Genomic DNA, 23,057 nt, shown 5'->3' on the forward strand with positions numbered 1-23,057 from the left:
CGCATGCACATCGTCATAAAACTTCGAATACTCGAATGGAGGAGCACATGTCGGATCGAGACGCGACATCGAACATCGGAATACCCGACGAATCGGCCACCTCGGCCGCGGCGAGCCGCTATTTCCAGCTCGCGCTTCTCGTGTGCGCGGCGGGCGCGATCTATCCGATGCTGTATCTGCGCCAGTTCTACCAGGACACGATGCTGGATCTGTTCCAGATCTCGCGCGCGCAGCTCGGCTATCTGTATTCGGCACTCGGCACGACGTTCCTCATCTGTTATCTGCCGAGCGGCTGGCTCGCCGATCGCCTGCCGCCGCGCTATCTGATCAGTTTCTCGCTGGTGGCGACCGGTGCACTCGGCGTCGCTTACGCGAGCGCACCGTCGTATCCGGTGCTGATGGTCATCTTCTGCGGCTGGGGCGTGACGACCGGGTTGACGTTCTGGGCCTCGGTCATCAAGCGCGTGAACACGATCGCCTTGCCTCGAGAGCAGGGCCGCTTCTTCGGCTTCCTCGACGGCGGGCGCGGGTTGATCGAGGCGTTGCTCGCCACCGCGTCGCTCGCGCTGTTCGCCTGGCTCGTCGATGCACGCGGCACGTCGCATGGCGGCGCGTTCCAGCAGGTCGTGTTCTGCTACGCGATCGTCTGCGTCGCGCTCGGTATCGTGCTGCTGACCGTCAAGGACGCGGGCACCTCGTCCGCCGCGCCGGCGGACCGGCGTGCGCGGGGCAACCTGCTGCGGGATCTGGCGACGCTCGCGCGCAATCGCTTGCTGTGGGTGTTCGCCGTCATCGTGTTCTGCGGCTATCACCTGTCGTGGGCCACGTACAGCATTTCTCCGTACCTGCAGCAGAAGGGTGTCGGCATGTCGATCGTCGCGGCCGGCTTCATCGCGTCGCTGAAGCTGTGGATGCGCCCGATCGGCGGCATCGGCGGCGGTTTCGTCGGCGATCGCGTCGGCACGCTGAACGTGCTGTGCGCCGCGCTGTTGCTTGCCGCGCTCGCGTTCGTCGCGCTGATCGTGTTTCCGTCGTTCAACCAGGTCGTGCTGCTCGCCGGCGTCGTGATCTTCATCGGTTTGCTGACTTATGCGGTGCGCGGCCTGTACTGGAGCGTACTCGAGCGCTGCGACGTGCCGGCGCCGATCAAGGGGCTCGCGATCGGCGTGATCTCGCTGCTCGGCTATTCGCCGGACGTATTCCTGCCGCTGCTGAACGGCTGGCTGACCACCGAGTATCCGGGCATGCACGGTTACCAGCTGTATTTCGGCTACGTCGCGTGCATGAGCGCGATCGGCGGCGGTGCGTGCCTGCTGCTCAAGCACATGCTCGGAAAGCGCGCCGCGTAGTGGCGAGCGCTGGTCGTGCATCGTGCCGAGGCACGATGCACGTGCGGATATTGATCATGAAAGGGGGAGGAGACGGCTTGGATGCGGGCGCTCGATGCTCGCATGAGGCAGCGTTTCTCTAGAGGTACGGAACATAGCGTCGGACTACATGTGGCCGCGCCCACCGGCCACCATCGAGCACCCGCGTTCAAGCCGTCGCCGGCAGGCGGGGCGCGGCAGGCGGAGCGGTTCGCTCCTCCCGACATGCAGCGTCCAGACTGCCATCGACGAACCGTTCCGGTACCGCGCATCGAAAGCATACAAGCCGGCAGGCTGCCGGCCAATCGGACTGGGCTGAAACGATGCGGCAGCGGCTGGCTGCCGCCATTCGATTCGGAATCCGGAGCGACAGGATCGCGCGGTGCTCGCGGGCCGGTCAGAAGCGGCCGCGCAGGCCGATGAACACTTCGTTGGAACGGAGCGACGCCTTCAGTTGCTCGTCGCGCGCCGACACGCGGTTCACGAACGTGTTGTAGCCGGATTCGACGTTGCCCATGTCGACGAAGCGATAGCCGACGTCGAGCGTGAAGCGCTTGTTGATCGCATAGCTGATACCCGCGCCGGCCGAATAAGCGAAATTGGTTTGCGTGCGCGACGCGAACTGGCGCGTATCGTTGGTCTGCCAGCCGTCCGCCGACACGATCGCCACGCCGACGCCGGCCGTGCCGTAGACCGAGAAGCCGCGGCCCAGGTCGAAATCGCGATAGCCGTTCAGCATCAGCCGCTGCGACGACACCTGGAACTGGTTCGCGTTGGCGTCGAACGGCGCCCAGTAGCTGACGAAGTTGCCGCTGCGCTTGAACGTGTATTCGCCTTCCGCGCGCCAGCCGTTGCCGAACTGGTAGCCGAGGCCGACCGCGCCGGTCACGCGCGACTGGCCGTCCGGGCCGCCGATGCGGCTCGTCACGCGCGGGCTGGTGAGTTCCATGTTGGCGGCGTTGTCGAACGCGCCGACGACGCGGGCCGTCGCGTAGTAGCCGGCGTCGCCGTTGGTCGACGTGCGGGGCGTCGGCTCCGCGGCGTCGGCCAGGGCGGCACCGGAGAACAGCATCGCGAGCGACGACGGAATGACGAAGAGTCGGGACATGAAAGCGTTTCCTTGTAGACGATCGATGAAAACCGTCATCGTAGGAATTGCGCCGGCCGCGCTGTACCCGCTCGCGTACGGATGGCGCCTCCGTAGCGTTACGGAGGCGCCGCGCCGAGCAGCGCCGCGTAGTCGCGCACCAGCTCGACGAGCGAGGCCGCGCCCAGCTTGTCGAGCGCGATCGCGCGATAGGTTTCGACGGTGCGCGGCGACAGCGCGAGCTCGCGCGCGATCTCCTTGTTGCTCAGCCCGCGCACGATGCCTTCGAGCACCTGACGTTCGCGGCCGCTCAATGCGGCGATGCGCTGCGCGCGATGCCGTTCGGCGTCGGCGCGCGCGCGGCGCTCCGCATGACGGCGGAGCGTCTGTTGCACGACGTCGATCAGTTCGTCGTCGTCGGTCGGCTTGCGCAGGAAGTCGACGGCGCCGCGCTTGAACGCGCGGCGGCATGCGTCGACGTTGCCATGCCCGGTAAGGACGATGACCGGCAAGTCGCGCTGCTCGCGCAGACGGTCGAGCGCGTCGAGCCCGCTCATGCCCGGCATGCGGATGTCGAGCAGCACGCAGCCGAGCGCAGCGTCGAGCGCGTCGTCGAGGAACGTGTGTGCGTCCGCGTAGCAGCGGCTCGATAGGCCGACGGTGCGCAGCAGCAGCGCGAGGCCGTCGCGCACGGCTTCGTCGTCGTCGACGATCGCGACGACGGTCGGGGCGGGCGTCGTCATGGCCGGACCTCCGCGAGCGGCAGCGACAAGGTGGCCTCGACGCCGCCCGACGGCCGGTTGCGAATTTCCAGTGCGCCGTTCTGGCGCTGGGCGAGCGTGTCGCAGAGCGGCAGCCCGAGGCCGAGCCCGTGGCCGCGTGTGGTGAAGAACGGCTCGAAGAGGCGCGGCAGCGTATCGGGCGATATGCCGGGGCCGTTGTCGATCACGCTGAAACGGTAGTGCCGTCCGGTTCGCTCGCCGCTCACGCGGATCGTGCCGTGCGGCGCACCCGACAGCGCGTCGCGCGCGTTCTGGATCAGGTTGTGCAGGATCTGTTCCACGGCGACGGGATCGGCAAGCGGCTGCGCGCCGGGTGTCGCGTTGTGCCAGCCGAGCGATATCTGCGCACGCGCCAGTTCGTCGCGGTACAGGAGCTGCAGCGCGGACACGATCGCGTCCGGATCGAGCGCACGGCGCTCGCCGCCGTGCGCCGACGTCGCGGCGACGCGCAGCCGGTCGAGAATCGACGCAGCGCGCTTGGCTTGCGCGACGCTCGTCTGCAGCGCACGCCGGACGTTGTTGCGTTCGGCCGGGAGATCGAGCAACCGCTCGGCGGCGCGCGTGTGCGTGACGATGGCCATCAGCGGCTGGTTCAGTTCGTGCGCGATGCCGGCCGCCATTTCGCCGAGCGTATCGAGGCGGCCGAAGCGGTCGAGCCGCGCGCGCGCATGTTCGCGGCGCTGCGCATCGCGCAGCCGCCACGCGCCGAGCACGCCGGCAACGAGCAGGATCGCGACGGTGTTCCACAGCGCGATCGGCAGCCACGGCAGATCGTCGACGGTCAGTGTGCGCGTCGCGTGCAGTGTCAGCGCCTGGGGCTGGGTCGGCAGGCGCTTGTCGAGCATCATCGGCCAGCCGAGCGGCGGGGCGGCTGGCGGCCGGTTCAGCACCTCGAACCGGCGCCCCTGCAATTGCAGCGTGACGGACGTCAGCGACGCGGGCCAGTCGCCGGGCTGGAGCATCGTGCGCGGGTCGATGCGCACGGCCCACCCTGTCGCGGCGACGAGCCAGTAGCGACCGTCGGCCTCGAATTCGAGCGCATAGGGCTTAGCCGTCGTGTTCAGCGGCGGCGGCACACCGGGCGCCGCGCCGTTGGCCGAGTGCCAGCCGCTGCCGGGCCGCCAGCGCGCGAGCCCGGTGAGTTGCGGCATGCGTTCGCGCAGGTCATCGAGCATGTGCGGCGGCACGGCGCGCAACGGCGTGGCGCCGAGCGTGGCCAGGATCGCCTCTTGCTGGGCCGCTTTCTGGCCGAGCGCGCGGATCGCGATGCTGGTGTCCTGGAAAAAACGGTCGTGCGCGTCGGACACCGAGCGCGACAGCACGAGCGCGGTACCGGAGAGGCTCAACGCAAGCCAGCCCGACAGCGCCACGACGCGAGTGGAAATTCTCATGATGCGGCGCGATTACCGGTTCGACGTACGATGCGTCGCCGAGGCGATCGTATCGCCGGGTGTCGACACGCATGCGCCGCAGTGCGGGCAGGTCGCCGTGTCGGTGCCGCCGGACGCGGCCCGTTGGGCACGACCGCGCTCGAGTGCCGTCGCCACGAGTTCGGCGCCCATGATGCCGGTCGGGAACGCGATGATGCCGTAACCGAGCAGGATCGCGCACGACGTGATCAGCCGGCCGAGCGGCGTGTGCGGCGTCAGGTCGCCGTAGCCCGTGGTGCTCATCGTCACGGCGGCCCAGTACACGCCGACGGGAATGCTCGTGATGCCGTTCTCGGGACCTTCGACGAGGAAGATCACCGTGCCGAGGATCACGACGATCACGAACATGCCGCCGATGAACACGAAGATCTTGCGCCGCGCACGCGCGAGCGCGCGGATCAGCATCTGGCCTTCTTCCAGGTAGATTGCCAGCCCGAGAATGCGGAACACGCGCAGCAGCCTGAGCAGGCGCACGTCGATCAGCGCATGCAGGCCCGGAAAGAAGAAGGCGAGATAGGTCGGCAGGATCGACACGAGATCGACGATGCCGAAGAAGCTGCGCGCGTAGGCGGCAGGCTTCGGCGCGGTGAGGAGCCGCACCGCGTATTCGACGGTGAACAGCAGCGTGAACGCCCACTCGGCCGCGTACAGCGCTTTTCCGTAAGACGCATGCAGCTCCTGGACGCTGTCGGCCATCACGACGAACACGCTCGCGACGATCAGCGCGAGCACGGCGATGTCGAGTCCGCGAACGAAGCGGGGATGACGGGCGGCGTCGCGGATCGCGGCGCGCACCGTCCGGCGAAGGGGGGCGGTCGAAAGGTTCACGCGTCGGAGTCTACGAGCCGTATGACCTCAATCCAATCGGACCAGTCTGATTCGATCCGACCGGCGCTGCGCAGGCGCCGAGCCGGTATCCGACCATGGGGCCATATTGCTTTAGGACTGGTCTGATCGAACCGAAAGCACCGAAAAAATACAGTGATTTCCAACGGATCAAACCATCTTTGGAGTCACCATGAACAAAGCACATCGCACTCTCTTCAATACGGCCACGGGCACTTACGTCGCCGTCTCCGAGCTTGCAACGGGCCGGAAGAAGTCCGGCGGTCAGCGCACGCTGGTGCGCAGCGCGATCGCACTGGCGGCCGTCGCGCTGAGTCTGGGCGCGTCGCACGTCTTTGCCGCGCCGACGGGCGTGGACGCGTGTACGACGGCTGACGGCCAGCATGGCGTGCTCGGCGAAGCGGGCGTGTGTGCGGTGCCGAACAGCGGATCGATTGGTTCGGTCGGCACCATGGGCTCGATCGGCACCGCGGCCGCGCTGGACGACACGTACATCAAGGTCTTGCCGGCAACGTTGGGCGGAACGGCCGCCACCGCATCGGGAACGGCCGCTGTCGCGATCGGGAATGCAGCAGTAGCGGACGGCACGTCGGTGCTGGCGTTCGGATCTGCCGCGAGCGCAACCGGCACCGGTTCGATGGCATTCGGCCGGTTGGCAAAAGCGATCGGCGGTACTTCCGCGACCGCCATCGGTAACGATTCGACCGCGAGCGGCACGTCGGTACTGGCGATCGGCTCCTCCGCGACCGCGACGGGCACCGGTGTCGTGGCGCTCGGCCGCCTTGCCACCGCAACCAGCGACAACAGCACCGCGTTAGGCAACCAGACGTCGGTACTGGCCGCGGGCGGCGTTGCACTTGGCACGCAAGCCAGCGTCTCGGCGGGCGCCACCAATTCCGTTGCGATCGGCAATCAAGCGACCGTCGACGCGAAAGTCACGAACGCAATGGCGCTCGGTACGAATTCGCACGCGACGCGCAACGACACCATCTCGGTCGGCTCCTCGACGAAGCAGCGACAGATCACCAACATGGCCGCCGGCACGCAGGACACCGACGCCGTGAACGTGTTCCAGCTTGCACCAGTCGTGACCGCACTCGGCGGCGGCGCGGCAATCGATCCGGCAACGGGCGCCGTGACCGGCCCGACGTACGATCTCGCGAACGGCGGCACGCAGTACACCGTCGGTGATGCGCTCGGCGCACTCGACGGCGAGCTGACGAGCGCAAAGAGCGATATCGCGACGCACGCGGCCGACATCACGAACATCAACAGCAAGCTGAATGCAGCCGTCACCGACGACTACGTGAAGATCAACACGGTGGCGGCGCCCGCGCAGGCCGTGGTGGACTCCATTGCGATCGGCGGTGCCGCGACGGCAAACGGTACGTACTCGGTCGTGGTCGGCCACCGTGCGGCGGCGACCGGCAACAACGCCACCGCGCTGGGCGTGGACGCGGAAGCATCCGGCGAATCCAGCCTGGCACTGGGCAAGGGCGCAACGGCAGCGGCGCATTTCTCGTCGGCTATCGGAGTCGGTGCGACCGCGTCGGGCAACCAGTCGGTCGCCCTCGGTATCCGCTCGGTCGCGGATCGCGACGCTACGGTGTCCGTCGGTTCCGCGACGCTGCAGCGCCAGATCGTCAACATGGCCGCGGGCACGGAAGATACCGATGCCGTCAACGTCGGCCAGCTGAAGGGCGTCGCCGATGCGATCGGCGCGGGCGCGGGCGTCAACGCAGACGGCTCGATTTCGGCGCCGAGCTTCACGGTAGGCGACGGCAATGGCGGCAGGCAGACGTTCGACAACGTCGGCGACGTGGTGACGAATCTCGACGGCCGCGTGACGACCAACGAAAGCGATATCGCGAAGCTCGCGGACCAGATCGGCAGCGGGACGACGGGGCTCGTCCAGCAGGCCGCAGCCGGTGCGGACATCACGGTCGGCGCGAACACGGACGGCGCGGCGGTGAACTTCGCCGGCACGACGGGCGAACGCAAGCTGACGGGTGTCGCGAACGGCGATATCACGGCAGGCAGCACCGACGCCGTCACGGGCGGCCAGTTGTTCGCCACGAATCGCGACGTCGCGAAGAACGCGTCCGACATTGCCGACCTGGGCAGCGACGTGTCGAACCTCGGCACGCAGGTGACGAACATCGACGGTCGCGTGGCGCAGAACGAGACGCATATCGCGAAGAACACATCCGACATCGCCGATCTGGGCAGCGACGTGTCGAATCTCGGCACGCAGGTGACGAACATCGACGGTCGCGTGACACAGAACGAAACGCATATCGCGAAGAACACGACCGACATCGCCGATCTGGGCAGCGACGTGTCGAACCTCGGCACACAGGTGACGAGCATCGATGGTCGTGTCACGCAGAACGAGACGCACATCTCGAAGAACACATCCGACATCGCCGATCTGGGCAGCGACGTGTCGAACCTCGGCACGCAGGTGACGAACATCGACGGTCGTGTCACGCAGAACGAAACGCATATCGCGAAGAACACGTCGGACATCACGTTGATCAACGATCAGCTCGCCGAGCTGTCGGGCGGCACGATCGGCCTGGTGCAGCAAGCGGCGGCAGGCGCGGATCTGACGGTCGGCGCGAACACGGACGGCGCGGCGGTGAACTTCGCGGGCACGGCCGGCGAGCGCAAGCTGACGGGCCTCGCGAACGGCGACGTCGCGGCAGGCAGCACCGATGCCGTCACCGGCGATCAACTGCATGCGGTCGCCGTCGACGTGACGCATCTCGATCAGCGCGTGACGAACAACGAAACGTCGATCACGCAGATTCGCAGCGAGATGAACAACGGTTCGATCGGTCTGGTCAAGCAGGCGGCGGCAGGCGCGGACCTGACGGTCGGCGAGGGCACGGACGGCGCGGCGGTGAACTTCGCGGGCACGGCCGGCGAGCGCAAGCTCACGGGGCTCGCGAACGGCGACGTCGCGGCAGGCAGCACCGATGCCGTCACCGGCGATCAGCTGCATGCGGTCGCCGTCGACGTGACCCATCTCGATCAGCGCGTGACGAACAACGAAACGTCGATCACGCAGATTCGCAGCGAGATGAACAACGGCTCGATCGGTCTGGTCAAGCAGGCGGCGGCAGGCGCGGACTTGACGGTCGGCGCGAACACGGACGGCGCGGCAGTGAACTTCGCGGGCACGGCCGGCGAGCGCAAGCTCACGGGTCTCGCGAACGGCGACGTCGCGGCAGGCAGCCGCGACGCCGTTACGGGCGATCAGCTCCACGCGACCAACGAGGCCATCGCGCAGAACGCGTCGGACATCGCGGACAACCGCACGGAGATCACCAATATCAACAACCAGCTCGCGACGGGCCAGCTCGGCCTCGTTCGTCAGGACCAGACGACCGGCGCGATCTCGGTCGCCGCGAACACGGGCGGCGCATCGGTGAACTTCGCCGGCACGAACGGTGCGCGCACGCTGGCGGGCGTCGCGAACGGCGTGAACGACGACGACGCCGTGACGCTCGCCCAGTTGAAGGCATCCGGGCTGGTCGACAAGGACGGCAAGGAACTCGGCGCGGTGGTGTACGACGATCTGTCGCTTGCCAGCGCAACGCTTGGCGGCACGAACGGCACGGTTCTGCGCAACGTCGCGCCGGGCCTGATCGCGTCGGGCAGCATGGACGCGGTGAACGGCGGCCAGTTGTACGACATGCGGCAGGATTTCGAGAACCGGTTCGCGGGTCTCGGCGACCGCGTGTCCGACCTGGAAGCCGGTGGGGTGCCCGGCGGCCCGGGCAACGGTTCGGGCGATTTCGATCCGTCCGGCAGCGGTGCGGGCAGCGTTCAGCTCGGCGCGGGCGCCGACGCGGCGGGCAGCAACAGCACGGCGATCGGCAACAGCGCGAGCGCGACGGCTGGTGGCAGCACGGCGATCGGGCAAGGCTCGATGGCATCGGGCGAAAACAGCACGTCGCTGGGGCAGGGCTCGAACGCATCGGGTAGCGGCAGCACGGCCATCGGCCAGAACGCGAACGCGGCGGGGAACAATTCGGTCGCGCTTGGCGCGGGCTCGACCGCGGATCGCGACAACGCGGTATCGGTCGGCAGCGCAGGGGCGGAGCGGCAGATCACGAACGTCGCGGCCGGTACCGCACCGACCGATGCGGTGAACGTGCAGCAGATGAACAACGCCGCGCACAGCGCGCGCCAGGATGCGATGGGCGGCGTAGCGGCGGCGATGGCCGTCGCCGGCCTGCCGCAGTCGACGCAGCCCGGCCGGACCTTCGTTGCAGTGGCCGGCAGCACGTACGGCGGCGAATACGGCTCGGCGCTCGGTGTGTCGTACATGACGCGCGACGGCAAGTGGACGATCAAGGCCTCGGCGAACACGAGCAGCCGCGGGACGGTAGGCGCGGTCGTGGGTGGCGGGTTCTACTGGTAAGCGACACGCATCTGACGGGCGGCGGCGCCGTGCCGCTGTCCGTCAGCCGACCTGCGCCACGGGCGATGCGTTGTCCCGGTGTTTTCGGCTACGAAGCGTCCGGCTCGGCCATGTGCGATGCGACGAATTCGCGATTTCGATTCGCAGGTTCAAATCGCTTCGCTTGGCGACGCACGTATGTGACGACTGCCATCAACGGCTGATTCGGGGCGTGTGCGATGCCGGCCGCCGGGACTCCGAGCATGCCAAGCCGGCCAAAGCTGCCGCAGGCTCGCGGCGATCGGCTTCGTGGCAGCGCGGTTGAAGGTCCGAATGGCGTACTCGGCGAAACGAACGTATGCGCGGTGCCGGACCGCGGCTCGACAGGGCGCGATGGCCCGATCGACACGAGCGACACATGTGTCGAGGGACGGCCGGCAGCGGTGAGCGGAGTGGCTGCCACCGCATCCGGGAAGCGGCGGTCGTGATCGCGAATGCGGCGGCAAACAGGGGCGTCGCGCCTGGAATCGGATCAGGCCTACATCCGCGGCGAATTGTCGTCATGCAGTCCGATGTCCGTACGAGCACCCAATCTTCAATATTGATGTTTCGCGACCGGCACGAGACGAGCTCGCTCCGCAGGCGCCGGTCGCCCGGTACGTATCCCACCATTGTTTTGTGCGTTGTCCGCAGGATGCCGGAAGGAACGCCTCACCACGACAGAACGAGAACCGACATGACTCTTGAAAAAATCCGGCCTGCAACATTGGGCTTCCTGCTGGTACCGCTGATTGCCGCTATTCCTCTTTCGGCGCACGGCCACGTCAAGTGGTTCAGCGAGTACGACGTAACAGCCTCGCCGCTCGCTTTGAGCGAGCTTGCAACCTCCACGTTGTTCTTGACGTTGTTTGCGGCAAGCTTGGCCGCCGTACTGATCGTGATCGCAATCGATCGCAGGCTCACGATGCCGTCGAGCATCGCGCGGCTCGAGCATGCCGGCGAACGCTACGCGAGCCGTTTCATGCGCGCGGCGGCGGCGGTGTTCTTCGTCTCGTTGCAACTGGCGGGTCTCGATGTGCTCCTGACGCCTGAGCTCGCATCCGCTTCCCCGCTCGTTCCCGTACTGCACTACGCCATCGCCGCGTTGGTGCTGTTCGAAGCGTCGGCCTGGCTCGGGGGCGTGGGAATCATCGTGCTGTATGCAATGGGCGTGAGTCAGTACGGCATGTTCCATATGCTCGACTACGTGATCTTCATCGGAATCGCCGCTTTCCTGATTCTTGTGTCGTTGTCTCGCGGTGAGCGCGTCAATCGGGCGTTGGCGGTACTGCGACTCGCGACGGCATTTTCGCTGCTCTGGGGCGCCATCGAGAAATTCGCGTATCCGAGCGGTTTTCACCAACTGTTCGACGAATACCCGTATTTGAGCTTCGGGCTCGATCAGACCTTCTTCCTTTGGAGCGCTGGCTTTGTCGAGTTCGTCTGTGCCTATCTGCTCATCGCGGGGCGTCTGTCGGCAAAAGGCAGTTGCGCGGTGCTGCTGTTCTTTTTCGGGATTGCCGTCATTCCGTTCGGCATGGTCGATGCAATTGGCCATTGCATGTTCGCGGCCTCGCTGATCGTATTGCTGTCTAGCCGTAACGAAACCGGCGCGACCTTCCGCCGATTCGGAAACATCGGTCGCTTTGTGGGCAGTATGGCACTCATGTTCGGGACGTATTACACATTGCAGACTGCGTTGGCATAAGTCGGCGCCAGCATGTGGATGGCATACCGGGGCAGCATGCCAGTAGGATGCATGGCCTGGTGATCCGATCGCGGTTCATCGCGCATTCCGACACGCAATAGGCGTACGTCGAGCACTTGACGAGGGCGTCGCAGCCGGTTTTCAGCGGCTGTTCAGGCGTGCATTGCTCGCGGCTTCGGTGCGGGAAGGCCGCCAGATATTGTCCGTGATCGCATCTGGGGCCACCCGGTTCGCACGGTGCAATGCGCTCGTCTGCGGGCGCTCGTCAAGGGCCGAAACGTTGCGCGACGACGTCCTTCAGCCGCGCAGCGGTCAGCTCGCCCATGTGCGATTCGACGAGTTCGCCTTTCGCGTCGAAGAACAACGTGGTCGGCAACCCGCGCGAGCCATACGCGTGCATCGCGTGCAGCGAAGGATCGAGCAGCACGTGATCGAAGCGCAGGCCCTGCTGCTCGAGGAACGTGCGCACGGCTTGCGCGTTTTCGCCCTGGTTGAGCATCAACACCGTGATGCCCTGGTGGTCGCGCTGTGCCTGTTCGAGGATCGGCATCTCGCGGCGGCAAGGCGCGCACCACGTCGCCCACAAGTTCACGACGACCGGCTTGCCGACGAAGCCCGCCGGCAACACGGGCGTCGAATCGAGTGCCTGGAGCGGCATCGAGGCAAGCGGCGGCGCGCTGCGCTGCAACGTCGCCAGCGTGCCTTGCGCGATGCCCCACGCGCCGAGGCCCGCGACGATGCCGGCCAGCACGGGCCGACGCAGCGCGGGCAAGCGGCGCAGGCGCCAGCCAGCGAACGCCAACGCGGCTGCGATACCGATGCGCGCGTCGAAGCCGCCATCGCCGAGCGCGACGATCGCACGCGGCGACGTCGCATAGTCCGGCCACCATTGCGCGACATAGCCGACTCGCGCGGCAATCAACCCGAACAGCAACACATCGAGGATCAGACTCGGTGCGCTCTTGTGATGCCCGTCGGGAGGACGGTGCTGGATGAAGCGCGCGACGAGCCACGCCAGCAGCGCGGCGACGGCTACCGCGACGACGCGGATCGAGAACGGACCGATGCTCAGCATGAGAGAGGAAAAATGGACGTGATCGAGCGGGGCAGGAGACGGGATCGTCCGTCGCGGCGACGAAGCCGTCGACGGTCGTGCGGCGTTTCGACCGGTTGCCGGGGCCAGGGGTTCCCTTCGAGAACGTAACGGCGTGTTGCCGCTCGTGATACGCGCGCGGGTCGCTCGGGACTGCGTGACGTTCGCGCCACCATGCAGCGAATCGGACCGGTCCGATGGTCAGCGGCATACCGTTGATCGACAATACGCAGGCCGGTCTGGTGTGGTGTCCGCCGGTATCCCGTTTAGGGATCTCTCCTTGACGGCCGCTCCGCTCGCGAGCGGCCGCTTTTTCATCGTCATGCGCGCGCGCGTGAATGCCTTGTGGCGGTCGGTGGGCGCGGCCGCGCTCCGGTGCATATCGGCTGATTCAACGGAATAGGAACGCTGCCAGATGCGAGCACAGGGCATTCACTCGCGCGCGACGCGAACGATGCGGAAGATGGCCGCAGTACGCAGTACGCAGTACGCAGTACGCAGTACGCAGTACGCCGCACGCCGCACGCCGCACGCCGCACGCTCGCAGCTCGTTCGCCGTTCGTTTCGTTCGCGCGCGAGGTCCGTCGTTACCGGACGTTGCTCGAACGCGCCCCACCAAGCCGATACGCGGTAAAGAATTCGTACCACGGCGTCCCCTGCGCGACCGGCACACCGAGTGCCGCCGTCCGCTGTTTCAGCGCACCGAATACGTCGTCGATGAGCATATCGAGCGTCCTGTCGCGGAATGGAACCGGTTGCGTCCGCCCAGCGGCGAACGCGCCATACGCGATCGCCAGCAGGCGTGCGCGGTCGTCGGTTGCCGCGATCGTCGCGTTGATCGTTTCGACGAAGCGCGGCCGGTCTTCATCGCGCGCCGCGGACAGGCACAGGAACACGAGCGCCGAGAGTTCATGCCGGTCCTGCACCCGTAGCAGTGCAGGCAACCGTGCGACGATCCGTTCGACCGGCTCCTCGCGCAGCGCGTCGCCGAAATCGAGCACGGCGGTCATCGGGTTCGTTTCCGCTTTCACGCGATCGAGCGCCGGTGGCGGGGGCGGCGACGCACCGTCCTGCACCGCGGCAGGCGCGGACCGCAACGCGTCGGCCACCTGCTGCGTCCACTCGGGAAAGATCATCCGCACGTTGCCGAACTGCTCGCCGCCTTCCGCGGCCGGGTTCCACCGATAGACGATCGTGCCGCCGCGAATGAACGGCGAATACAAATGCTCGGGCGTTTGCGGCAGCGGCCGCCGGTTGATCGGCAACCACGCGAGCGTGAGCCAGTCGTAGCGGCCGGTGGCGGGCACCGATGGGCTCGAACTCGCGACGACCTGCCACGTGCCGCGATTCGCATAGCGGCGGCGCGCGTCGGGTACCGCCACGGTCCGGCCTTTCGCGGTGTCGAAATACGTCGTGCCCGTGACGCTCGCGCCGCTGTCCGAGGCCGGCGTGATGGTCGAGATGACCCACGACGCGCCGTCCGCCGAGCGGTAATCGGACAGCTTCAGCGTCGCGACGTCGTGCACCATGCGCGTTTCTGCCGCAACGGGGCTTGGCGGGGCATCGGCAGGCGCGGCGAAGATACTCGGCATGGGTTTTCCTCGGAATCGGGTGCGCATCGTCGAGCGTGGGCGAGGCGCGGCGGCGCGGGTGGTGTTCTCGCCACTGTAGAACGTCGCGACCGGAAACGGAAACTGGCCAAACGGGGTAATCGGTGCACGTTGTGCGCCGCTTCGGCTTACCATGCGCATCCTGAGCCAACGACGGATACCGGGCGGGAGCACGCATGACCGACACGAAACCCATCACCGCGCACTGGACGCGCGTCGCCGCCCAATGGATCGACTGGGCCGGCAAGCCGGGCCACGATGCGTTCTGGAAGTACCGCGAGGGGCTGGCCGCGTACATCGGCCGCGGCACCGGCCGAGCGCTGGAGATCGGTTGCGGCGAAGGCCGCGTGAGCCGCGAACTGAAAGCGCTCGGCTACGACGTGACCGCGAGCGACGCGGTGCCCGCGATGCTCGACGCCGCGCGTCGCGCCGATTCGGCGCATCGGTACACGCTCGCCGACGCGGCGTCGCTGCCGTTCGATCCGGCGCGCTTCGATCTCGTGATGGCGTACAACGTGCTGATGGATCTCGACGACATGCAGCGCGCGCTGAACGAGGCGCGCCGCGTGCTGAAGCCCGGCGGCACGCTGTTCATCTCGCTCGTGCATCCGTTCCGCGATCGCGGCGGCTTCGCCGGGCCGCAGCCCGGTGCGCCGTTCGTGCTGACGGGCAGCTATTTCGGGCGCGAGCATTTCGACGGCGTGGAAACGCGCGACGGGCTGTCGATGCACTTCGCGGGCTGGTCGCTGCCGCTGCAGGCGTACATGGAGGCGCTGGAAGCGGCCGGGTTCGCGATCGTGTCGCTGCGCGAGCCGCCGCCCGATCGCGCGGATACGGATCAACTGAAGCAGTGGGCGCGCGTGCCGCTGTTTCTGTGGATCAAGGCGCGGCCGGTGGGGTGATACGTTGAAATTGTAGCCCCAGAGACACAGAAATTAGCCAAAACGAAAAATGTGTATCTCTGGGGCTACCGCGGAGGCCAGCACGATTCTGTTAGACTTTTTGCCCACCTGTCGCCATCCGGGCCGCACCGCGCCCGGTTCTTCGCGCCATGAACGCACACCACGCGCCGAATCCGATCACCGAGGTCCTGCAGGCCTACTGGAAAGCCGATCGCTGGATGTTGCTGGCGGTGGCGGTGGTCGTCGTGCTGTCGAGTACGAGCGCCGTTGCCGCGCCCTATCTGTTCTCGCGCCTGATCGATGCGCTGTCGCATCCCGGCGCGCTCGGCGCGCTGCTCCCCGGCTTCCTGCTCTATGCCGTCCTGCTGGGCGTCTCGAGCGCGTTGCAACGCGTGGTGCAGTACCTGGCGTTCATGAGCGCGGAAAATCTGGGTTTCGTCCTGAGCACGCGCTTCTTCGCGCGCATCCTGAAGAAGACCACGGCCTTCTTCGTCGAACACAATCCGGCGGAAATACAGAACGCGAACGCGCGCGGGCGTTCGTCGCTGGCGGTGCTCGTGCAACTCGGGCTCATGGGCCTGATTCCCGGCGTGCTGCAGATCGTGCTGACGCTCGTGACGCTCGGCGCGCTGATCGATCTCGAGGTGGTGGCGATCGCCGCCGCGTACGGCGTGGTCGCGGTGGCGATCGCAATCGTGTCCGCGCGCCGCTCGCGTGCGTTCCTCGATCGTGCGGTCGAGGCCGGACAGGAGAACGCGCGGTTCGTCGGCGGCGCGATCAACGCGATGGAAACGCTCCGGCATTTTGGCAGCCACCGCTGGATGAACGAGCGTTTCGCGGACAAGGCGCGGATCGTGCGGGACAACTGGCGTGCCTACGTGGCGCGGCACGTCGGCTATCTCGCGCTGCTGGGCCTCGGCCTCGCCATCCAGTTCGCCGTGACGTTCTGGCTGCTTCTGCCGCGTCACGCGGCCGGCATGCTGTCGATCGGCGACATCGTGCTGTTCAACACGCTGCTGTTGCAGCTCAACCAGCCGTTCGACATGATCGCGCGGGCCATCGACGAAATCGCGCGCGCCCGGGCGACGCTCGTGCCGTTCGCGGCGATGTGGGCGGCACCCGAGGAGCGGCAGGTGTCGCATGCGTCGGCGTTCGTGCCGCGCGAAGGGCGCGTGGTGTTCGACCGCGTCGGCTATGCGTACGGCAACGGCCGCGGCGTGACCGATGTCGACTTCGTCGCCGAGCGCGGCGCGATCACGTTCGTCGTCGGCGAAACGGGCGCGGGGAAATCCACGGTGTTCAAGCTGGCGCTGAAGTCGATCGAGCCGACCGCCGGGCGCATTCTGGTCGACGGCGTCGATCTCGCGGCGATCGACCGCGCCGACTGGTACGGCGCGGTCGCCGTCGTGCCGCAGGATGTCGTGCTGCTGAACGAAAGCCTGGAGGACAACATCCTGCTCGGCCGGCCGCGCGACGAGCGGCGCTTGCGCGAGGCGGCCGCGAAAGCGACGATCCTGCCGTTCATCGAAGGGTTGCCGGACGGTTTTCGGACCACGGTGGGCGAACGCGGGCTGAAGCTGTCGGGCGGCGAGCGCCAGCGCATCGCGATCGCGCGTGCGCTGTACGGCGAGCCGACCGTGCTGTTTCTCGACGAAGCGAGTTCCGCGCTCGACGAAGCGACGGAGCGCGACATCATGGAGCACGTGCGGCTGCTGGCTCGTGACGTGACCGTGATCGCGATCACGCACCGGCACTCGGTCATCGGCGCGACCGACACGGTCGTGCGGCTCGGCGGGGCGGAGGTGCCGGCGTCGCGCGACGCGGCTATCTCGATCGCGCCGTCACCACTTACCCCCGCATCGGCGGATTGAGCCGCGCGAACGCTTCCTGCCGGCGATACGGAAAGTACGGATAAGGCGCTTCCACCGCGCTCGCCGCGTCGAGCGTCGCGACCTGCGCATCGGTCAGCGCCCAGCCGACCGCGCCGAGATTCTGGCGCAACTGTTCCTCGTTGCGCGCACCGACGATCACCGACGACACGGTCGGGCGCTGCAGCAGCCAGTTCAGCGCGATCTGCGGCACCGTCTTGCCGGTTTCCTCCGCGATCGCGTCGAGCGCATCGACCACGTCGTACAGCCGTTCGTCGTCGACTGGCGGCCCGTAGCCGGCCGTTTCATGCAAGCGGCTGCCTTCGGGCAGCGGCGCATTGCGCCGGATCTTGCCGGTGAGCCGGCCCCAGCCGAGCGGGCTCCACACGAGTGCCCCGAGGCCCTGATCGGCGCCGAGCGGCATCAGATCCCACTCGTAGTCGCGACCGACGAGCGAGTAGTAGACCTGGTTCGCCACGTAGCGCGACCAGCCGTGCCGGTCGGCCGCCGCGAGCGACTTCATGATCTGCCAGCCGGCGAAGTTCGACACGCCGATATAGCGGAGCTTGCCTGCACGCACCAGATCGTCGAGCGTCGCCATCACTTCCTCGACCGGCGTGCCGGCGTCGAACGCGTGCAGTTGCAGCAGGTCGATGTAGTCGGTGTCGAGACGGCGCAGCGCGTCGTCGACGGCGCGCACCAGCCGCGCGCGCGACGTGCCCGCGTCGTTCGGGCCGTCGCCGGTCGGCAGGCCGGTCTTGGTCGAGATCAGCACCTGGTCGCGGCGCCCCTTGAGCGCGGCGCCGAGCACGCGCTCGGACGCACCGTCGGAGTACACGTCGGCCGTGTCGAACAGGTTGACGCCGGCTTCGAGGCAGATGTCTATCAGGCGGCGCGCTTCGTCGACGCCGGTATTGCCCCATGCACCGAACAGCGGGCCGGTGCCGCCGAACGTGCCGGCGCCGAAGCTCAGGACGGGGACCTTGAGGCCGGAGCGGCCGAGCGTACGGTATTCCATGGGCGTTTTCTCTCGTCGTGTGAGCGCGGGGCGGCCGCGCGTCGATCGTCAGGCGACCAATGTATCGTTTGCGCCTTTTCCCGATAATCCCGAAGATGACGAAAATATCCTTCGGAAGGAGCGAACAATGCTGCTCGACAACCTCGCGCTGTTCCTGCGCATCGTGGAAAAGGGCGGGCTGGCCGCGGCCGGCCGCGAGGTCGGCCTGTCGCCGGCCACGGTGTCCGAGCGGCTGACGGCGCTCGAGCGCCACTACGGCGCGGCGCTGCTCACGCGCACGACGCGCGCGATCAGCCTGACCGACGAGGGGCGCACGCTGGTGGAGGGCGCGCGGCGCCTGCTGGCCGAGGCCGACGAGCTCGAAAGCCGTGTGCGGCTGGGCGTGCAGACGCTGTCGGGGCCGGTGCGGCTGAGCGCGCCGGCCGATCTCGGGCGCGAGCGCGTCGTGCCCGTCGTCGACGCGTTCCTGGCCGAACATCCGGGCGTGACGGTCGACCTGCATCTCGGCGACGGGTATGTCGACCTCGTCGGGCAGGGGCTCGATTTCGCGATCCGCCGCGGCACGCTGGCGGACAGTTCGCTGCGCAGCCGTTCGCTCGGCCGGGCGCGGCGCGTGGTGTGTGCGTCGCCTGCGTATCTCGCCGCGCATGGCAGGCCGATGCATCCGGACGAGCTCGGCCAGCACGACTGCATCGTGATGCGCTTCGGCCAGGAGCTGTATGCCGAATGGCCGTTCAATATCGATGGCGCGTTGAAGCGCGTGGCGGTGCGCGGGCGGCGTGTCGCCAACGACGGGGCGCTCGTGCGCGCGTGGTGCATCGCGGGGCACGGCGTCGCGCTGAAGTCGCTGGTCGACGTCGAGCGGGATCTGGCGTCGGGTGCGCTCGTCGAGGTGCTCGATGCGTTCTCGCCGGGCGACGTGGATCTGCAGATCGTCTATCCGGGGAGCGTCGCGCAGCCGCGGCGCGTGCGGGCGTTGATCGATCGACTCGCGCAGGCGCTGGCGTAAAGGCACGTGGCCCGCGCGGCCTGCGAGCCGTTGCGGCGCCGGTCTCGCTGCGATCGCATCGAATGCGCGAGGGGGCGCAACGGCGCGCGGCATCGCGGGCCGAAACCACCGTTCAGACCCGTTGCCCATATTTCGTCATTTAGCTAATATTCAAAACGTAAAACGAAACCGCACCTCATGGACGACGTCACCCGCATCAGCGCCTTGGCCAACGAAAGCCGTCTCGCCGTGCTGCGCTGGCTCAAGCAGCCGCGCAAGCATTTCCCGCCGCAACCGCATGGCGACGTCGACGAACTCGGCGTGTGCTGCACGTACATCACCGAGAAGCTCGGCATCGCGCCGGCCACGACCACGCGCCACATGCGCATCCTCGCGGATGCCGGGCTCGTGCAGGCGACCCGCGTCGGCAAGTTCACGTACTACAAGCGGATCGACGGCGCGCTGCAGCGGCTCGGCCGCGATCTCTCGAAACTCTGACCCTGCCCGAGGCAACCGACATGGACGAACTTGCATTGCTGGCCGACGCCGATCGGCGCGCGCACGCGTATCTGGCCGCCACGAACGAGCGGCGCGCGTTTCCCGACGCGGCCGCGCTGGCCGGTCTCGCCGCGTTCGACGAACCGCTGCCCGACGCGGGCCGCCCGGCCGACGACGTGCTGCGCCTGCTGGACGAGTGCGGCACGCCCGCGACCGTCGCATCGAACGGCCCGAACTACTTCGGCTTCGTGATCGGCGCGACGCTGCCGGCCGCGGCGGCGGCCGAGCGGCTGATGCTCGCGTGGGACCAATGCGCGTCGTCGTATGCGAATTCGCCGGTGGCGGCGACGCTCGAGCGCCAGGCCGCGCGTTGGGTCGTCGATGCACTCGGCTTGCCCGAGGGCAGCGCGGTCGGCTTCGGCACGAGCGCGACGGCGTGTACGCTCGTCGCGCTGGTGGCCGCGCGGCGCGCGCTGCTCGCGCGCAAGGGCTGGGATATCGACGAGGACGGGCTGATCGGCGCGCCGGAAGTGAAAGTCGTGATCTCCGCGCTCGCGCACATCACGGTGAAGAAGGCGCTGCGCGTACTTGGCTTCGGGATGAAGCGCATCGTCGTCGCGCCGGTCGATGCGCATGGCCGGATCGACCCGGCGCAGTTGCCGCCGCTCGATGACATGACCATTCTCTGCGTGCAGGCCGGCGAAGTGAACACCGGCGAATTCGATCCGTTCGCGGCATTGATTCCGCCCGCGAAGGCGGCCGGCGCGTGGGTGCACGTGGACGGCGCGTTCGGCCTGTGGGCGCGGGCGTCGTCCAAGCGCGCGCTGACGGACGGCATCGACGGCGCCGACAGCTGGACGACCGACGGCCACAAATGGCTCAACACGCCGTACGACGGCGCGATGGTGATCTGCCGCGATGCGGCCGCGCTCGCCACCGCGATGAACAGCGACGCCGTCTACCTGAGCGGCGCGCAGGATGCGCAGAAGAACCTGAACCTCGAATTCTCGCGGCGCGCGCGCGGCATTCCCGTGTGGGCCGCGCTGCGGTCGCTCGGCCGCGCCGGCGTGGCGACGATGGTCGAACGGCATTGCGCACAGGCGGCACGCGTCGCGGACGGCCTGCGTGCGGCCGGCTACGACGTGCTGAATCGTGTCGTGCTGAACCAGGTGCTCGCGCGCGCCGGCACCGACGAGGAAACGGCGGCGATCGTCGAAGCCGCGCAGGCGTCGGGCGACGCGTGGTTCGGCACGACCGTGTGGCAGGGGCGGCCGGCGTTTCGGATCAGCGTGTCGTCGTGGCGCACCGAGGATGCGCACGTCGATCGTCTCGTCGCGTTGCTGACGAAGCTGCGCGGCGTACACGTGGGTTGAGCGTCGCGCGTCGTCCGCTGTCGAAATGGTTGCGTACGCAACTTCATCGCATGCGATGAAGTGCGACGCGGCCTGCGGGGCTTGCGATACGTCTGCAAGCGCGAAAATGTCGGACAATAGCCGCTGCACCGGGCCGCAGCCGGCACCGTGCGTTCAACCGAAGCATTCACGCTTGCGAGAGATCCCCATGTCGACTCCCTTTCCCCGGGAACTGCTGAAGGCCGCCGATATCGCGAAGATGGAACCGACGCGCGAGGTGCATTCGCTCAATCCCAATGCCGTTCGTCTGAAGCGACGACTCAGCGACTTGACCGGCCTGACGCAATTCGGCGTTCATCTGCTCACGCTGATGCCCGGTCACGAATCGGCCGAATATCATCGCCACCTGTACGAAGAGGAATTCGTGTACGTGCTGTCCGGCACCGGCACGGTGACGATCGGCGAGCGCGCCAGTGAAATCGGTCCCGGCGATTTTCTGGGATTTCCGCGCGGCGGCGAAGCGCATACGGTGCAGAACACCGGCGATGCGCCGCTTGAATTGCTCGTCGGCGGGCAGCGGCTCGAGCACGACGTGTGCGAATACCCGCGCATCGGCAAGCGGCTGTATATCGCGGGCGAGCTCGAGGGGTATGTCGAGCTGCCGAAACAGCGGTGACGGCCGATGGCACGTCATCTCCAGAGCATGGTTGCAGCAGCGGGCCGCTTACCTCGATGAGTCAGGTCCCTTTTGTTGCGTTTGCGCTCGCGGCGCTCGTGCCCGGCCTGGTGTGGTCGCGTTTGACCCACGATCGCGGGTCGCTCGAATATTCCGTTCCAATCGCGTACCTCGGTACCGCAGCGTTCGGGATCCCGCAATATCTGCTGGTCATGAAATACTGGCGCGTGTCCGTGTTTTCATCGTGCCTGTGCGGCAGCGTCACGGGGTTGTTGACGTGGATTGCCGTCTATTTCATTTACACCGCCCTCCGGGATGACGATGTTTTCAAAGGCGGCCTGGCGGTCGTTTTCGGGTTTCTTGCGTTCGTGGGGCTGGGGGCCGTGGCGGGCTTCGTGTTCTGGCTCATGTACCGGTGGCAGTGATCCAAAGGACGAATTTGCTTCTCGCGGCCGCGTCGCGCTTATGATGCGGGATCGCCACTGACAGGGTTCACGCCATGGACGCGCCGCTCCCGCCGATGTCTTCCCCGATTGCCGAAACGGCCGCCGAAACCGAAGCCGCCGCCGAGCCGCGCGCGTCGCGCGTGCACCGGCCGGTCGCGCTCGTCACCGGCTCGACGTCGGGAATCGGCGCGGCCATCGCCCGCCGCCTGGCAGCCGACGGCTACGCCGTGATCCTGCATTCGCGCCGCTCGGCCGACGCCGGGCATGCGATGGCGCGCGAACTCGGCGCGGTCTACGTGCAGGCCGATCTCGCGGACGATGCGGAGCGCGTGCGGCTGATCCGCGACGCGCTCGCCGTGCACGGGCGGCTCGACGTGCTCGTCAACAATGCGGGCATCAGCCGCGTGATTCCGCATGACGACCTCGCGGCCGCCACGCCCGACGTGTGGCGCGAGATGCACGAAATCAACGTGATCGCGCCGTTTCGGCTGGTGGCCGAAGCGGAGGCTGCATTGCGCGAGGCGGCGTCGCACGGGCGGGCCGGGTGCGTCGTGAACGTCAGTTCGCATGCGGGGGGGCGGCCGAAGGGCGCGTCGATTCCGTATGCGGCCGCGAAGGCCGCGCTCAATCACACGACGCGGCTGCTCGCGCGTACGCTCGCGCCGGCGATTCGCGTCAATGCGGTCGCGCCGGGGCTCGTCGATACGCCGCTGACCGCCGACTGGACGGACGCGCAGCAGCTCTGGCGCGAGCGCGCGCCGATGCGCCGCGCGGCGACGCCGGACGATATCGCCCAGACGGTCGCGATGCTCGTCGCATCCGATTACGTGACGGGCGAGATCGTGATGCTCGACGGCGGGTTGAATCTGACGTGATACGGCGATACGGCGGCGCGCAGGCAACGCATGTCGCGCGACCGCCCACCATTCGAAGGCG

At 67.5% G+C, this 23,057-nt stretch carries 18 protein-coding genes; 11 read left to right on the plus strand and 7 right to left on the minus strand.

The features are described 5' to 3' along the window. Positions 1–47 precede the first annotated feature (47 nt). Positions 48–1,349: an MFS transporter gene (locus WT53_RS10785; RefSeq protein WP_060259749.1), complete on the plus strand. Its 1,302-nt coding sequence runs from the start codon at positions 48–50 to the stop codon at positions 1,347–1,349. Positions 1,350–1,764: 415 nt separating this feature from the next. On the opposite strand, the gene WT53_RS10790 is transcribed toward WT53_RS10785, so the two are convergent. The 4 genes from WT53_RS10790 to WT53_RS10805 all read right to left on the minus strand — a co-directional run bounded on the left by WT53_RS10790 (position 1,765) and on the right by WT53_RS10805 (position 5,494). Continuing rightward, positions 1,765–2,475 carry an outer membrane protein gene (locus WT53_RS10790; protein WP_034205658.1) on the minus strand — a complete coding sequence of 237 codons (711 nt, stop codon included), beginning with the start codon at positions 2,473–2,475 and terminating at the stop codon, positions 1,765–1,767. Between the two features lie 98 nt (positions 2,476–2,573). Beyond that, positions 2,574–3,197 carry a response regulator transcription factor gene (locus WT53_RS10795; RefSeq protein WP_060259682.1) on the minus strand — a complete coding sequence of 208 codons (624 nt, stop codon included), beginning with the start codon at positions 3,195–3,197 and terminating at the stop codon, positions 2,574–2,576. Next, positions 3,194–4,627, minus strand: a complete 1,434-nt coding sequence (locus tag WT53_RS10800; protein WP_060259686.1) for a sensor histidine kinase — start codon at positions 4,625–4,627, stop codon at positions 3,194–3,196. Before WT53_RS10800 ends, WT53_RS10795 begins: the two co-directional genes overlap by 4 nt. Before the next feature lie 12 nt (positions 4,628–4,639). Continuing rightward, positions 4,640–5,494, minus strand: a complete 855-nt coding sequence (locus tag WT53_RS10805) for an ion transporter (RefSeq protein ID WP_060259689.1) — start codon at positions 5,492–5,494, stop codon at positions 4,640–4,642. Positions 5,495–5,684: 190 nt separating this feature from the next. Between WT53_RS10805 and WT53_RS10810 the strand changes: the two genes are divergently transcribed. Both WT53_RS10810 and WT53_RS10815 read left to right on the plus strand, forming a co-directional pair. After that, positions 5,685–9,944 (plus strand): ESPR-type extended signal peptide-containing protein, encoded by a 4,260-nt coding sequence (locus WT53_RS10810; RefSeq protein WP_060259692.1) that lies wholly within the window; start codon positions 5,685–5,687, stop codon positions 9,942–9,944. Positions 9,945–10,659: 715 nt separating this feature from the next. Next, entirely contained in the window at positions 10,660–11,670 is a 1,011-nt protein-coding gene (locus tag WT53_RS10815) for a hypothetical protein (protein WP_156447872.1), read from the plus strand. A 265-nt stretch (positions 11,671–11,935) separates the two neighbouring features. On the opposite strand, the gene WT53_RS10820 is transcribed toward WT53_RS10815, so the two are convergent. Continuing rightward, entirely contained in the window at positions 11,936–12,745 is an 810-nt protein-coding gene (locus WT53_RS10820) for a TlpA disulfide reductase family protein (protein ID WP_060259697.1), read from the minus strand. A 605-nt stretch (positions 12,746–13,350) separates the two neighbouring features. After that, on the minus strand, positions 13,351–14,355 hold the full coding sequence (locus tag WT53_RS10825) for a hypothetical protein (protein WP_060259701.1): 1,005 nt from the start codon (positions 14,353–14,355) through the stop codon (positions 13,351–13,353). Positions 14,356–14,549: 194 nt separating this feature from the next. On the opposite strand from WT53_RS10825, the gene WT53_RS10830 reads away from it, so the two are divergent. Next, positions 14,550–15,275, plus strand: a complete 726-nt coding sequence (locus WT53_RS10830; protein WP_060259705.1) for a bifunctional 2-polyprenyl-6-hydroxyphenol methylase/3-demethylubiquinol 3-O-methyltransferase UbiG — start codon at positions 14,550–14,552, stop codon at positions 15,273–15,275. 149 nt (positions 15,276–15,424) lie between these two features. Then, complete coding sequence (locus WT53_RS10835; protein WP_060259708.1) at positions 15,425–17,146, plus strand: ABC transporter ATP-binding protein; 1,722 nt, start codon at positions 15,425–15,427, stop codon at positions 17,144–17,146. Here WT53_RS10835 and WT53_RS10840 read toward each other — a convergent pair. Then, positions 17,124–18,161, minus strand: a complete 1,038-nt coding sequence (locus WT53_RS10840) for an aldo/keto reductase (RefSeq protein WP_060259711.1) — start codon at positions 18,159–18,161, stop codon at positions 17,124–17,126. The genes WT53_RS10835 and WT53_RS10840 overlap by 23 nt on opposite strands. A gap of 127 nt (positions 18,162–18,288) precedes the next feature. On the opposite strand from WT53_RS10840, the gene WT53_RS10845 reads away from it, so the two are divergent. The 6 genes from WT53_RS10845 (at position 18,289) to WT53_RS10870 (ending at position 22,996) form a co-directional block, all read left to right on the plus strand. Then, positions 18,289–19,170, plus strand: a complete 882-nt coding sequence (locus WT53_RS10845) for a LysR family transcriptional regulator (RefSeq protein WP_060259714.1) — start codon at positions 18,289–18,291, stop codon at positions 19,168–19,170. A 177-nt stretch (positions 19,171–19,347) separates the two neighbouring features. Then, the gene (locus tag WT53_RS10850; RefSeq protein WP_034205648.1) at positions 19,348–19,647 is read left to right on the plus strand and encodes a helix-turn-helix transcriptional regulator; all 300 of its coding nucleotides are present in this window, start codon (positions 19,348–19,350) and stop codon (positions 19,645–19,647) included. Between the two features lie 20 nt (positions 19,648–19,667). Continuing rightward, the gene (locus tag WT53_RS10855) at positions 19,668–21,020 is read left to right on the plus strand and encodes an aminotransferase class V-fold PLP-dependent enzyme (RefSeq protein WP_060259717.1); all 1,353 of its coding nucleotides are present in this window, start codon (positions 19,668–19,670) and stop codon (positions 21,018–21,020) included. Positions 21,021–21,207: 187 nt separating this feature from the next. Continuing rightward, the gene (locus WT53_RS10860) at positions 21,208–21,675 is read left to right on the plus strand and encodes a cupin domain-containing protein (protein ID WP_034205646.1); all 468 of its coding nucleotides are present in this window, start codon (positions 21,208–21,210) and stop codon (positions 21,673–21,675) included. After that, positions 21,672–22,100, plus strand: a complete 429-nt coding sequence (locus WT53_RS10865; RefSeq protein ID WP_230624838.1) for a hypothetical protein — start codon at positions 21,672–21,674, stop codon at positions 22,098–22,100. The genes WT53_RS10860 and WT53_RS10865 overlap by 4 nt, the downstream gene beginning before the upstream one ends. A 74-nt stretch (positions 22,101–22,174) precedes the next feature. Further along, positions 22,175–22,996 carry an SDR family NAD(P)-dependent oxidoreductase gene (locus tag WT53_RS10870; protein ID WP_060259720.1) on the plus strand — a complete coding sequence of 274 codons (822 nt, stop codon included), beginning with the start codon at positions 22,175–22,177 and terminating at the stop codon, positions 22,994–22,996. The last annotated feature ends 61 nt before the right edge of the window (positions 22,997–23,057 follow it).

Source organism: Burkholderia sp. MSMB2157WGS (assembly GCF_001532755.1).
Lineage (GTDB): Bacteria > Pseudomonadota > Gammaproteobacteria > Burkholderiales > Burkholderiaceae > Burkholderia.

What these genes read in the sequence shown, in the direction of transcription:
- WT53_RS10785 (WP_060259749.1), top strand. Translation starts at nt 48, where the DNA reads ATGTCGGATCGAGACGCGACATCGAACATCGGAATACCCGACGAATCG.
- WT53_RS10790 (WP_034205658.1), bottom strand. Translation starts at nt 2,475, where the DNA reads ATGTCCCGACTCTTCGTCATTCCGTCGTCGCTCGCGATGCTGTTCTCC.
- WT53_RS10795 (WP_060259682.1), bottom strand. Translation starts at nt 3,197, where the DNA reads ATGACGACGCCCGCCCCGACCGTCGTCGCGATCGTCGACGACGACGAA.
- WT53_RS10800 (WP_060259686.1), bottom strand. Translation starts at nt 4,627, where the DNA reads ATGAGAATTTCCACTCGCGTCGTGGCGCTGTCGGGCTGGCTTGCGTTG.
- WT53_RS10810 (WP_060259692.1), top strand. Translation starts at nt 5,685, where the DNA reads ATGAACAAAGCACATCGCACTCTCTTCAATACGGCCACGGGCACTTAC.
- WT53_RS10815 (WP_156447872.1), top strand. Translation starts at nt 10,660, where the DNA reads ATGACTCTTGAAAAAATCCGGCCTGCAACATTGGGCTTCCTGCTGGTA.
- WT53_RS10820 (WP_060259697.1), bottom strand. Translation starts at nt 12,745, where the DNA reads ATGCTGAGCATCGGTCCGTTCTCGATCCGCGTCGTCGCGGTAGCCGTC.
- WT53_RS10825 (WP_060259701.1), bottom strand. Translation starts at nt 14,355, where the DNA reads ATGCCGAGTATCTTCGCCGCGCCTGCCGATGCCCCGCCAAGCCCCGTT.
- WT53_RS10830 (WP_060259705.1), top strand. Translation starts at nt 14,550, where the DNA reads ATGACCGACACGAAACCCATCACCGCGCACTGGACGCGCGTCGCCGCC.
- WT53_RS10835 (WP_060259708.1), top strand. Translation starts at nt 15,425, where the DNA reads ATGAACGCACACCACGCGCCGAATCCGATCACCGAGGTCCTGCAGGCC.
- WT53_RS10840 (WP_060259711.1), bottom strand. Translation starts at nt 18,161, where the DNA reads ATGGAATACCGTACGCTCGGCCGCTCCGGCCTCAAGGTCCCCGTCCTG.
- WT53_RS10845 (WP_060259714.1), top strand. Translation starts at nt 18,289, where the DNA reads ATGCTGCTCGACAACCTCGCGCTGTTCCTGCGCATCGTGGAAAAGGGC.
- WT53_RS10850 (WP_034205648.1), top strand. Translation starts at nt 19,348, where the DNA reads ATGGACGACGTCACCCGCATCAGCGCCTTGGCCAACGAAAGCCGTCTC.
- WT53_RS10855 (WP_060259717.1), top strand. Translation starts at nt 19,668, where the DNA reads ATGGACGAACTTGCATTGCTGGCCGACGCCGATCGGCGCGCGCACGCG.
- WT53_RS10860 (WP_034205646.1), top strand. Translation starts at nt 21,208, where the DNA reads ATGTCGACTCCCTTTCCCCGGGAACTGCTGAAGGCCGCCGATATCGCG.
- WT53_RS10870 (WP_060259720.1), top strand. Translation starts at nt 22,175, where the DNA reads ATGGACGCGCCGCTCCCGCCGATGTCTTCCCCGATTGCCGAAACGGCC.